The sequence below is a fragment of the Vibrio sp. A37 genome (assembly GCF_059777565.1).
Window position 1 is genome coordinate 151,787 of record NZ_JBLNLI010000011.1, and the last position, 12,330, is coordinate 164,116.

A 12,330-nucleotide genomic window follows, 5' to 3' on the forward strand; every position below is an offset into this window, starting at 1 on the left:
AAAACACAAATAAAATATGGCATGTGAATTGCTTTACTTAGTTTATTAGGACTAGGGAGAGCCGTTTTATGGATCGTGCATTGTATTTGGCAATGAGTGGCGCAAAGCAAAATATGCAGGCTATGCAGCTACGAGCCAATAACCTCGCAAACGCAAGTACCACAGGGTTTCGAGCTGACTTAGAGCAAGCTCGTTCTATGCAGGCTTATGGACAAGGATTGCCGACTCGTGTGTTTAGCATGACAGAAAGACCAGGGCACAACTTCGAACAGGGTAGTGTGATTACTACTGGACGAGATCTTGACGTGACGGTTCAAGGTGATGGCTGGATTTCAGTTTTAGATGCGACTGGAAAGGAAGGATTGACTCGCGACGGCAACTTGAAAATCAATCCGAGCGGTCTTTTGGTAAATAGTCGAGGTCACGCCATTTTAGGAGAAACGGGAGCTCCCATTACGGTACCTGTGCCTGTTAGTAAAGTTGAAATCGGTAATGACGGCACTATCTCTGTAGTTCCACAAGGTGCTCCTGCCGACGCAATAGAAATCGTTGACCGTATCAAGCTAACCAAGATAGATAACAGCACGCTTTATAAAGATAGTGTGGGTTTATTTCGCTCTAAAGATCCCAACGCGGTTTATGAAGCCGATGCGCAAATCAAACTTCTCACTGGTGCCATTGAAGGCAGTAATGTCAACGCTGTTGGTGAGATGACCAATTTAATAGATTTACAAAGGCAGTTTGAAATGCAAGTGAAAATGATGAGTACTGCCGAAGATATGGATAAGTCATCCGATACGTTGTTGCGGATGGGCTAGTTAGCGCTTTAAGGAGAATATTATGCAACCAGCATTATGGGTAAGTAAGACTGGCTTAGACGCTCAGCAAACCAATATTTCAACTATTTCAAATAACTTGGCGAACGCCTCGACTATTGGTTTCAAAAAAGGCCGCGCAGTATTTGAAGATTTGTTTTATCAAAATATTAACCAGCCGGGTGCGCAGTCGTCGCAAAATACTGAGCTACCAAGTGGTTTGATGCTTGGTGCCGGCTCAAAAGTAGTCGCAACACAAAAGGTTCACACTAACGGTAACGCGCAAACCACCTCTAATTCACTAGACATGATGATTGAAGGGGACGGCTTTTTCCAAATCTTGATGCCAGACGGCAATATTGGTTACACCAGAAACGGCCAATTTACATTAAATGGCGAGGGGACGATAGTGACTTCTGGCAGTGGTTATCCACTTCAGCCAGAAATTGTCGTACCTGATAATGCTATTTCGATAACGGTCGGAACCGATGGCGAAGTGTCTGCTCGCGTTCGAGGGCAGCAAGATAACCAAGTACTTGGTCAAATTACCACAACAGACTTTATTAACCCAGGTGGCCTAGAGCCAATTGGGCAAAATTTGTATTTACCAACAGGAGCGAGTGGCGATCCGCAAGAGGGCGTACCGGGACTGGATGGTTTTGGTGACATTCGTCAGTCCATGTTGGAAACCTCCAACGTAAACGTGACAGAAGAGTTGGTTAACATGATTGAAGCGCAGCGAGTTTACGAGATGAACTCTAAAGTCATCTCTGCCGTAGATAAAATGCTTAGCTTTGTTAATCAGCAGCTTTAATCAATGAGTGAGGTAGCACCATGTTTCGCCTATTAGCTTTAATTACAGTTGCTCTACTTTCTGGTTGTACTTTAATCGACGGGCCTATTGAAACACCAGAGCAGGTTGCGGGCACCACAACGGTTGATGCTGTCGAAGGGGATAAAGCGGAAGAAGAGAGCCAGTCAGGTATTGTTGATACTCTTAGAGGTAGAACTGACCCTATTGCTGGTGACCCTGCGTGGGCTCCTATTCATCCTAAGCACCAACCTGCTCACTATATCGCAGAGACAGGATCTTTGTTTAGCTCAGTATCTGCCAATAGCTTGTACGACGACTCAAAACCCAGAGGGGTCGGAGATATTATTACCGTTACCTTAGATGAGAATACCAAAGCCGCGAAAAGTGCCGATGCGGATCTTTCGAAAAGTAATGATGACTCAATGGACCCGCTTAGCGTTGGTGGGCAAGAGTTAAAAATTCAAGATTATAACTTTTCCTATAACTTAAAAAGCGACAATAAATTCAGTGGCAGCGCGGCTGCAAACCAAAGCAATAGCATCAGTGGCTCGATTACTGTTGAAGTTATCGAAGTACTAGCGAACGGCAATTTAGTTATCCGCGGGGAAAAGTGGCTGACCTTAAATGCTGGCGACGAATATATCCGTTTAAGTGGCACTATTCGTCCAGATGATATCTCTTTCGACAACACCATCGCGTCAAATAGAATTTCCAACGCGCGAATTCAATATTCTGGCACTGGAACGAATCAAGATATGCAGGAACCGGGATTCTTGGCACGATTCTTTAATGTCGCTTTATAGTGTCGGTTTGATGACATTGATTGAATAAATAATACAAGGTAAGGGATATACGATGATAAGAATACAACTACTCATACTAGGATTTCTTGCCTTTCTTTCTGCTACTGTCGTGGCAACAGCAAGCGCAGCTAGGATAAAAGATGTTGCGGAAATATCTGGCGTTCGTAGCAACCAACTTATCGGTTATGGCTTGGTGACGGGGCTTCCTGGAACAGGGGAGTCGACTCCCTTTACCGATCAAAGCTTCAACGCGATGTTGGAACGATTCGGCATTCAATTGCCTCCGGGGACGAAACCCAAAACTAAAAATGTTGCCGCTGTAATTGTTACCGCTGATTTACCTCCTTTTTCAAAACAAGGTCAAACTGTTGATGTGACAGTGTCTTCTATCGGCTCAGCGAAAAGCTTACGTGGCGGTACTTTAGTGCAAACTTTCTTAAAAGGTGTTGATGGTAATGTTTATGCGGTAGCTCAAGGTAACCTTGTCGTGAGCGGATTTAGTGCTTCCGGTGCCGATGGTTCCAAATTGGTCGGTAATAACCCAGCAGTGGGCTTGATTTCTCGTGGAGCAATGGTTGAAAAAGAAGTGCCAACGCCATTTGGACGTGGTGACTACATCACGTTTAACCTCGTTGATCCAGACTTCACTACAGCGCAGCGTTTAGCAGATACTGTCAATAACTTTCTTGGGCCTAACATGGCCTCTGCTGTTGATTCAACCTCAGTAAAAGTTCGCGCTCCAAGAGATATTAGCCAGCGCGTCGCATTTTTGTCCGCAGTGGAAAACCTTGAGTTTAAAACGGCAGATGGTGCGGCAAAAATTATTGTTAACTCTCGCACGGGGACCATTGTTGTGGGTAGTCATGTGCGATTAAAACCTGCAGCTGTTACCCATGGTGGAATGACGGTGGCAATCAAGGAAAACTTAAACGTTAGTCAGCCAAACCAATTCTCAGGCGGGCAGACGGTTGTCACACCAGACTCTGATATTCAAGTAAAGGAAAAACAAGGCAAGATGTTTAAATTTGCTCCTGGTCCAACGCTAGACGAGCTAGTTCGAGCCGTTAATGAAGTAGGCGCAGCACCATCGGATCTTATGGCGATTCTGCAGGCATTGAAACAAGCTGGTGCCATTGAAGGCCAGTTGATTATCATTTAAGAGGCATGGCAATGATAGACAACGGCAATGATATCGGATTTATTCATGACTTAGCGAGTTTAGACAAGTTACGTCAACAAGGCGTGAGTGGCGATAAAGACAGTGAACAAGCCGCATTGAAAGCAGCAGCTAAGCAGTTTGAAGCCATCTTTACCTCAATGCTATTTAAGTCAATGCGTAGCGCGAATTCTGCTTTTGAGTCAGATATGACCAATAGCCAAAATGGTCAGTTTTATCGCAGCATGCTGGATGAACAAATGGCGAGCGATTTGAGTTCTTCAGGGTCGCTTGGGTTAGCGGACATGATCGTTGCTCAGCTCAGTAAAGGGCAAATAGATAACCCTAGTGCAGAGGCTCGCTCATCTAACTTTGACGATGTCATGAAGAAGGTGCATCAATATAATCAGCAAGTGGATGCGAATATCCCATCTGCTCCGATTGAGAAAACTCAAACAGTTGCACCTGTTTCATTCTCTTCTCCAGAATCCTTTATTTCGTCTATGAGGCCGTACGCTGAGAAAGCGGCGAGCGCTTTAGGTGTAGACTCTTCTCTATTGTTAGCTCAAGCGGCACTAGAAACTGGTTGGGGACAGAAGGTAGTAAAAAATAGTTTGGGTAGCAGTAACAACCTATTTAATATCAAGGCAGATAGAAGTTGGCAAGGCGGTAAAGTGTCTACTCAAACGCTAGAATACCAAGATGGAATGCCTGTTGTGGAAAAAGCAGCATTTCGTTCTTATGATAGCTATCAAGATAGTTTCAATGACTATGTCCACTTCCTAAATAGCAACCCTCGCTATGCCAACACGCTGGCTAGCCAGCAAAACTCGGAAGGCTTCATTAGAGGTATCCATCAAGCAGGCTACGCTACAGACCCGCAGTATTCAGAGAAAATCTTAAGAATTAAGCAGCGTATAGATAAAATGGACTAACCTAACGATTAAGTCGTTTTTCTATTTTATATATTTGTTTTATATTAGATTTTTCCTTCCTTATTTTCGTCTTTACTTCCATGGCACGTATTTTGCTCTAGTTTAAAGTAGATTCAGTAAATACTGATTTTTGCAACACTTTCGGGGGCAATATGGCATCGGATATTCTGAATGTGGGGCTGCAAGGCGTCCTCACTGCTCAGAAACAGCTTAATACCACTGGTCACAATATTTCCAATGTGAATACAGAGGGTTATAGCCGTCAGTCCGTCGTTCAAGGCACCAACATGCCGAGGCGATACGGAGGCGAGACCTACGGTATGGGTGTGCATGTGGAAAAAGTTCGCCGCTCGTGGGATCAGTTTGCCGTTAACGAGTTGAACCTATCCACTACTAACTTTGCCAATAAGAAAGATGTTGAAGAAAACCTGCAGATGTTAGTTAACATGATCTCTTCTGTTGCCTCTAAAAAAATTCCTGAGCATTTCAACGAATGCTTTGATGCCGTTAAAACCCTAGCGGACAGCCCAAATGATGTTGGTGCACGAAAAATCGTATTAGAAAAAGCAGAGCTAATCAGTAAGAGTCTCAATGAATTTTATGAAACTGTTCGACGTCAATCTGAGGTTTCCAATAGCAAACTAGAAATGGGTATCGAACGTGTAAACCAGCTAGGTCTTGAATTGCGTGATCTACAACGTTTGATGATGAGAACGCCTGGCCCTCATAACGATTTGATGGATGAGCATGAAAAGCTTATTGCCGAACTCTCCGAGTATACCAAGGTAACCGTAACTCCGCGCAAGGGAGCTGATGGTTACAATATTTTAATTGGTAATGGACACACTTTGGTATCTGGTACCGAAGCCAGCCAATTGAAAATGATTGATGGTTATCCAGATGTACACAAACGTCGCCTCGCTATGATTGAAGGTAAAGGCGTAAAAGCGATATCCAGTACTGATATCGACGGAAAGCTTGGTTCAATGCTTGATATGCGCGACAGAGATATTCCTACAGTCATGGATGAATTGGGCCGGATGGCGGCAATCTTTTCCTATCAGGTGAATAAGCTTCAATCTCAAGGTTTGGATTTGCGCGGCAATGTTGGTGGATTAATTTTTACTGATGTCAACTCGGAGACAATCGCCAAATCTCGTGTCATCACGTACGGTGATTCTGAAGCTGAGCTTGCCGCTTTTATTGATGATCCCAGCCAAATTAAATCTGGTGAGTATTCGCTGAAATATGATGGTAGTGATTACACAATAACGCGTCCTTCAGGTGAAATGGTGACTGTGCCAGTGGTTGGCGGAGCAATTCTTATCGATGGAATGAGAGTTGAGATCCGTAATGATCTGGCAACAGGTGAGAGAGTCCTTATTCGTCCAACACGCCGAGCTGCTGCTCAAATCAAAATGGAAACCAACGACCCGACGGCTATTGCAGCGCAAAGTTATGAAGCTTCAACAACCTTTGCTCAGGGCAGCGCAAAATTCAAAATTTTAAAAGCTGGGCAGTTAAGGGAGTTTGAAGTTTTAGTGTCTCCACTGGGCGACCAGTTTGTTGTGACTGATACAAAAGGTAAGCCTTTGACTCAGCCTCAAGATTACCCACCTTCAGGACCAGTGACCGTGCAGGGCACGACTTTTGAGTTGACGGCAGGTGCGCTACCAAACGATAAGTTTACTGCCAACTTGGTTCCTTCAGAAGGTGACAACGGTAACTTGCTAAAAATGCTAGGTATTCAAACTGAGAAGACCTTGAACAACAATGAGTCTACGGTTATCGATGTGTATCATAACCTCAGCTCTGAAATTGGCTTAAGAACAGCAACAGCATCTCGGTTAACCGATATATCACGTTTGGAAAAAGAATCTGCGCAAGAGCGGATTGCTTCCATCTCTGGTGTAAACTTAGATGAAGAAGCAGCGAACATGATGAAGTTTCAGCAGACCTACATGGCTTCTTCCAGAATCATGCAGGCAGCGAATGATACTTTCAACACCATTTTGCAGTTGAGGTAGGGAGGTAGAGCATGCTTAATCGAATTTCTAGCTTCCATAACTATCAGTCAGTTCAAAATGACATTCGGCGGCAAGAGGCAAAAATTCACCACAACCAAGCTCAGCTTGCTTCGGGTAAAAAATTGCTTTCACCTAGTGATGACCCATTGGCGGCACATTATATTCAAGAGCTTGGTCAGCAGTCAGAGCAGATACGCCAGTATTTAGATGCAATCGTTTTAGTCCGGAACCGACTAGAAAATCATGAAGTTATCTTAGATAACGCCGAAAGTTTCACAGATGAAGCTCGCCGAACTCTGATGGAAATGATTAACGGTTCTTTAGCTCCAGAAGATAGAGAAGCGATGAAGCGAGAGTTGATGGAATTAGCAGACAACTTTCTTGTGCTTTCGAATGTGCAAGATGCTTCTGGTAACTATATTTTTTCGGGTACTAAGCCAAAGACACAACCGTTCTTCAGAGATAACGAAGGCAGAGTCACGTACAACGGAGATGACTATCAGCGCAAAATGAAGATTGCGAATAGTTTAGAAGTCCCGATCAATGATCCTGGTAGTAAAGTATTTATGGAGATCGATAATCCTTTTGGGGATTATGAGCCTGAATATGAATTACAAGAAGGTTCAGAGCTGCTGCTTGAAAGAGCCAGAAATCTGAACCCAGATGATAAATCAGTATATACGGTAACATTTACCGACTTACCGAATGGCCAATTTGGTTATCAACTGGAAAAAGATGGCAGTACGGTTCAGTCCGGTGAGTACGATTCTTCAATCGGCATTAAATACAATGAGCTCACTATTCAGTTAAAAGGGCAAGTAACATCGGGAGATTCACTGTCTCTAGAGCCCAGATCCACTTTCAGTGTGTTTGATACCTTTAAAGACGCGATTGAGTTTTCAACAGGCTCAGTGTCAGATGCTTCAAACACTGCAAAGCTTCAGCAGCTTGTTCAAGAATTTCATGCGGCATTTATTCACTTGAATAAATCTCGCTCTGATGTGGGAGCAAGGCTTGCCACCATTGATTTTCAAGAGCAGCAGCATGAAGACTTTCAGCTTTCTTTGAAAAAGTCCAAAAGTACCTTTGAAGATCTGGATTATGCGCAAGCTGTTATCGAGTTTAATGAGAACGAGCGAGCTCTAAAAGCTTCTCAATTGGCTTTTGGTAAAACAAAAGAGCTAACACTTTTTAACTATATCTAGCTCAGAAGGTTGTAGGGCTTTCTGAATAGGTATTTCTGATCTTTGTCGCCATATGAGCTATGCCGTATGTGCAAAGAAAATGTAAGGATACTTCCTTACCATAAAAACCGTCGAGAGACTTTGCCGTAACTCGCTTTATAAGCGGCAATGAGACGGCAAACCGTAGTAACAACGCCGTCATGCGAAAGGTTTTAAATTTAAATAAAACACTAACCTTTTGAATTTAAATAAAATAAAAATTATATTCCGTTAGGTTTGAAAGTTGGCACGCTAATTGGATTGTCTAGATTAGAGTGATTAAAAACGGCAATTGATTTCGCTAAAGCCAAAACAAGTTGCCAATACGGTCAGTACCTCCAAATGAGATTAAGCTGGCCGCTTCGCAAGGAGTTGCGAACTCACTAGGAGTGCAAACTTATGACCATTACAGTAAATACTAACGTCTCTGCATTAACTGCTCAGCGTTACTTAAATAAAGCCACTGGCGAGCTGAATACATCGATGGAGCGATTGTCTTCGGGTAACCGTATTAACAGCGCGAAAGATGACGCCGCTGGCTTGCAAATTTCGAACCGTTTGACTGCTCAGTCAAGAGGTTTAGATGTGGCAATGCGTAACGCCAACGACGGTATCTCTATCGCTCAAACAGCGGAAGGGGCAATGAATGAGGCAACAAACGTACTCGTTCGTATGCGGGACCTGGCACTACAATCTGCCAACGGTACTAACTCTGCTTCAGAGCGTATTGCATTGGATCAAGAGTCACGGGCATTGCAAACAGAGCTCAACCGTATTGCAGAAACCACTTCGTTTGGTGGGCGGAAACTACTGAATGGTTCGTTTGGGGAGTCCGCTTTCCAAATTGGTGCCAGCTCCGGTGAAGCGATGATCATTAGTTTAACCAGTATTCGAGCTGATGAACCGCAAATGGGGGGGCAATCCTTTGTTGCGGCTAACGGCAAAGGAGAGAGTTGGGGAGTCCCACCTAACGCTAGAGATTTAAAGCTTGAATTCACAACACCAGATGGTGAACAGCAGACTATCGATATCGCTGCGAAGCCAGGTGATGATATAGAAGAGCTCGCTACTTACATCAACGGTCAGACTCACCTGTTTAAAGCATCGGTTGATGGAGAAGGCAAACTGCAGCTATTTTTCGCAGAGCCTAATATTCGAGGCAACTTAAACATCTCCGGAGGGCTTGCGACGGAGCTTGGGCTCGAAGGTGGACCTGGACAGCTAACCACGGTGAGAGATATTGACATTACGACGGTTGGTGGTTCGCAAAATGGTGTTGCAGTGATTGATGGTGCACTTAGGTATATTGATTCTCAACGAGCTGAGCTCGGTGCGAAACAAAACAGGCTAAGCCACAGTATTAATAACTTAGCCAATATTCAAGAAAACGTAGAAGCGTCGAATAGTCGAATAAAAGATACGGATTTTGCGAAAGAAACAACGCAACTTACCAAGTCGCAAATATTGCAGCAAGCTGGTACTTCGATACTGGCCCAAGCAAAACAGTTGCCAAACTCTGCATTATCGTTGTTGCAGTAGTTTTAGGGATCCTCTACAGCCTATATTTCAGACGTGAAGTATTGTAGAGCTACCTTTTGGCAAGGCGAGGTTATCAATGATTATAAAACTCTCTCACAGTTGTACTGTTTTGTAATTGTCGTTAATCGAGCACTCGGTCAGCAAGATATGGTTCATTTCTCTTGATCTCCACATTGGCTCTGACCACCCAAATAGCCCCGGTTCTCTCAAAGGAAGGGGCTTTTTCTTTTCTGCCTTCCCTGATTTTATATTCAATATCTTTTTGTTGTTAATGCATGTAAATAAGATATAAATTTTATATATTTATGTCTTTTCTTGGATACAAATATCGAATCTATTAATTTTTTTTTTAATCGAGTAGAATTAATTGGTGGTATGATTAATTTTATCAATTGTACATTGGTCGGTATGGAAAATTGGTGGCTTCAAGGTATCTATGCATAGAGTAAAACTAATTAACGAAGAGAATTTTATTTCTAAAAGCTCGCAAAGCGATATAGAAAAACATAAGGAACTTGTTTCTTATTTGGAGCCTACTTTTAAGAAGCTTTTTGCCTCTCTTCTTCCTTGGTGTCAGATTCACAGTTTTACTTTTTATCGGCTTTTTGAACACTCAAATATTACTGGAGTGTCGATAAACCCTTCTCTTGTAAGAGAGCTCATGAAAAAAATTAAGATAAGTGGTGACGTTTCTTTGGATAGGGGCTCAATTCGCCCTATTTATGAAAAGCTTAGCGAAGATAGCCGCTACAAGGATGTAATGTATTCGCTATTACCACGGTTGTCAGGCAATGATAGATACTTCTGTGTTGTTTTGGAGTACGACTTGGGCGTTTCTAAAGATGTATTTAGTTTCACTATTTCATCTGATATGGACATCCAATTGGATAAAATCTACCACTCGTTTCATCAAGTCTGCTTGTATTTTTATCGGGTGTTTAAACCCTTTGAAATGAAATTATCCATGGTTCTTGATGAATGGGAGAGCCGAGAGAAACCCCCATTTAAGTTTACGCCATTTGAAAGCTTAGCGAAGCAGTTTCATCTAACAGCGATACAAACTACCTATTTGAAACTGATTGGCTTAGGTATGGACATTCCTACCATATCTCAAACTTCTAGTCGCTCTCCTAGAAGTGTGGATAAAGCGCTTAGCTCTATTAGAAATAAATTTGGATTACAGAGTAAAAGTGAACTCAATGCTTATTTGAATATTCATTACAATGATTGCTTGAGGGGATATTTTGATGGCTCGTATCAATAATACCCTGATTAAATAACTTCAAAAATAAACCTATATATTGAATTATCTGATTTTGTAATAGTTACTTCTATTATCTTATTCTAGCAACCTGCCTTCTTTGAAATAACCCAATATAAATCATAGGTTTATTTTATTTAAATGAGCCTTGTCGAATCGGGCCATTGTTCAATAATACCCGGCCATTAAGAGATAAACTTTAGCTGTTTTTTCTTAAACTGTTAGAGATGTCATATTACTTATGTTTTTTAGAACATTTCTGTTTAAGTGAAGCTTTTTCCTTAAAGGATTTTCAACTTACGTCGTTATTAAAGGTAACTTTGAGAGAACTAATTGGTTTTCCGAGACGTCGGAAACCGTGTGGTACTTTCGATTTATCGGAGAATCAATAGGAGAAAATCACTATGGCAGTGAATGTAAATACAAATGTCTCTGCAATGACCGCTGAACGTTATTTGAATCACGCTCAATCGGCACAGCAGACAGCAATGGAGCGCTTATCATCCGGTTTTCGGATTAATAGCGCAAAGGATGATGCCGCAGGTTTGCAAATCTCGAACCGTTTGACATCTCAAAGTCGAGGTCTAGACGTAGCCGTACGAAATGCTAATGACGGGATATCGATTTCCCAGACAGCAGAAGGGGCAATGGCAGAAAGTACAAGTATCTTGCAGCGTATGCGGGATCTGTCGTTACAATCTTCAAATGGCTCTAACTCGAAATCTGAGCGTGTGGCGTTGCAACAAGAAGTTACGGCGTTGAATAAAGAGCTCAACCGTATCGCTGAAACAACTTCATTTGGTGGTACAAGGCTGTTGAATGGTACCTATGGAACTCAGTCCTTCCAGATTGGTGCAAACAGTGGTGAGGCAGTTATCCTAGATATGGCGAATATGCGTTCTGATAACTCTATGATGGGTGGTTTTAGCTATACAGCAGCAAATGCTAAAGGTCCTAACTGGGGAGTGCCAGAAGGTGCGACGGAACTAACCATGGCATTTACTGATGTTGATGGAGTTCAGCAATCTATCACAGTCAACGCTAAATCAGGTGACGATATAGAAGAGTTGGCGACTTACATCAATGGTCAGAACGATATGGTGAGCGCCTCTGTAAATGAAGATGGCCAACTTCAGATTTATACCGGTAATAACAAGGTATCTGGAGAGGTTGCTTTCTCGGGTGCACTAGCTGGTGAGCTGTCTATGCAGCAAGCTCAAGCTGTTGACGTAGATAACATTGATATCACTTCAATAGGTGGCGCACAAGAGGCCGTTGGTATTATCGATTCAGCGCTTAACTATGTTGATAGTAAACGTGCAGAATTGGGTGCCTTCCAAAACCGATTCACTCATGCGATCAGTAACCTAGAAAACATTAACGAAAATGTTAATGCATCTAGAAGCCGCATTAGAGATACCGACTTCGCGAAAGAGACGACAGCTCTTACCAAATCGCAAATTCTATCTCAAGCATCGAGTGCGGTACTTGCGCAGGCAAAGCAAGCGCCCACAACAGCTTTAGGGCTCTTGGGGTAAAACGACGCTAACAGGTAAAAACCCAGCTTCGGCTGGGTTTTTCTATTTCTAATAACAGAGCTAAAAAGCAGAATTGATGTAAAGTAATCAGACACAGGAAATCAGTTGTTGTCGAAAGATTTAGCTGAAGTGCAAGAAGGAATTAGCAGGGAATAGAAGTGTGGGAAATGGTGGCTACGACGGGATTCGAACCTGTGACCCCATCATTATGAGTGATGT

10 protein-coding genes are annotated in these 12,330 nt (G+C 42.8%); all 10 read left to right on the plus strand.

Annotated features, from left to right (window positions below):
- Nucleotides 1-68 precede the first annotated feature (68 nt).
- The 10 genes from flgF (at nucleotide 69) to ACM2FC_RS17825 (ending at nucleotide 12,111) form a co-directional block, all read left to right on the plus strand.
- The gene (flgF, locus tag ACM2FC_RS17780; protein ID WP_498482314.1) at nucleotides 69-818 is read left to right on the plus strand and encodes a flagellar basal-body rod protein FlgF; all 750 of its coding nucleotides are present in this window, start codon (nucleotides 69-71) and stop codon (nucleotides 816-818) included.
- Between the two features lie 22 nt (nucleotides 819-840).
- Nucleotides 841-1,629 (plus strand): flagellar basal-body rod protein FlgG, encoded by a 789-nt coding sequence (gene flgG, locus ACM2FC_RS17785; RefSeq protein WP_498482315.1) that lies wholly within the window; start codon nucleotides 841-843, stop codon nucleotides 1,627-1,629.
- Nucleotides 1,630-1,649: 20 nt separating this feature from the next.
- On the plus strand, nucleotides 1,650-2,432 hold the full coding sequence (flgH, locus tag ACM2FC_RS17790; RefSeq protein ID WP_498482316.1) for a flagellar basal body L-ring protein FlgH: 783 nt from the start codon (nucleotides 1,650-1,652) through the stop codon (nucleotides 2,430-2,432).
- Nucleotides 2,433-2,484: 52 nt separating this feature from the next.
- Entirely contained in the window at nucleotides 2,485-3,591 is a 1,107-nt protein-coding gene (locus ACM2FC_RS17795) for a flagellar basal body P-ring protein FlgI (RefSeq protein WP_498482317.1), read from the plus strand.
- An 11-nt stretch (nucleotides 3,592-3,602) separates the two neighbouring features.
- Entirely contained in the window at nucleotides 3,603-4,523 is a 921-nt protein-coding gene (flgJ, locus tag ACM2FC_RS17800; protein WP_498482318.1) for a flagellar assembly peptidoglycan hydrolase FlgJ, read from the plus strand.
- Between the two features lie 152 nt (nucleotides 4,524-4,675).
- Entirely contained in the window at nucleotides 4,676-6,550 is a 1,875-nt protein-coding gene (gene flgK, locus ACM2FC_RS17805) for a flagellar hook-associated protein FlgK (protein WP_498482320.1), read from the plus strand.
- An 11-nt stretch (nucleotides 6,551-6,561) separates the two neighbouring features.
- The gene (gene flgL / locus ACM2FC_RS17810) at nucleotides 6,562-7,755 is read left to right on the plus strand and encodes a flagellar hook-associated protein FlgL (protein ID WP_498482322.1); all 1,194 of its coding nucleotides are present in this window, start codon (nucleotides 6,562-6,564) and stop codon (nucleotides 7,753-7,755) included.
- Between the two features lie 417 nt (nucleotides 7,756-8,172).
- Nucleotides 8,173-9,312 carry a flagellin gene (locus ACM2FC_RS17815; RefSeq protein WP_498482324.1) on the plus strand — a complete coding sequence of 380 codons (1,140 nt, stop codon included), beginning with the start codon at nucleotides 8,173-8,175 and terminating at the stop codon, nucleotides 9,310-9,312.
- 661 nt (nucleotides 9,313-9,973) lie between these two features.
- Complete coding sequence (locus tag ACM2FC_RS17820; protein ID WP_498482325.1) at nucleotides 9,974-10,576, plus strand: helix-turn-helix transcriptional regulator; 603 nt, start codon at nucleotides 9,974-9,976, stop codon at nucleotides 10,574-10,576.
- Between the two features lie 401 nt (nucleotides 10,577-10,977).
- Nucleotides 10,978-12,111: a flagellin gene (locus ACM2FC_RS17825; protein WP_498482326.1), complete on the plus strand. Its 1,134-nt coding sequence runs from the start codon at nucleotides 10,978-10,980 to the stop codon at nucleotides 12,109-12,111.
- The last annotated feature ends 219 nt before the right edge of the window (nucleotides 12,112-12,330 follow it).

Coding starts and splice junctions, on each gene's coding strand:
- flgH (WP_498482316.1), top strand. CDS start 1,650: ATGTTTCGCCTATTAGCTTTAATTACAGTTGCTCTACTTTCTGGTTGT.
- flgF (WP_498482314.1), top strand. CDS start 69: ATGGATCGTGCATTGTATTTGGCAATGAGTGGCGCAAAGCAAAATATG.
- ACM2FC_RS17795 (WP_498482317.1), top strand. CDS start 2,485: ATGATAAGAATACAACTACTCATACTAGGATTTCTTGCCTTTCTTTCT.
- flgK (WP_498482320.1), top strand. CDS start 4,676: ATGGCATCGGATATTCTGAATGTGGGGCTGCAAGGCGTCCTCACTGCT.
- ACM2FC_RS17820 (WP_498482325.1), top strand. CDS start 9,974: ATGAAAAAAATTAAGATAAGTGGTGACGTTTCTTTGGATAGGGGCTCA.
- ACM2FC_RS17825 (WP_498482326.1), top strand. CDS start 10,978: ATGGCAGTGAATGTAAATACAAATGTCTCTGCAATGACCGCTGAACGT.
- ACM2FC_RS17815 (WP_498482324.1), top strand. CDS start 8,173: ATGACCATTACAGTAAATACTAACGTCTCTGCATTAACTGCTCAGCGT.
- flgL (WP_498482322.1), top strand. CDS start 6,562: ATGCTTAATCGAATTTCTAGCTTCCATAACTATCAGTCAGTTCAAAAT.
- flgG (WP_498482315.1), top strand. CDS start 841: ATGCAACCAGCATTATGGGTAAGTAAGACTGGCTTAGACGCTCAGCAA.
- flgJ (WP_498482318.1), top strand. CDS start 3,603: ATGATAGACAACGGCAATGATATCGGATTTATTCATGACTTAGCGAGT.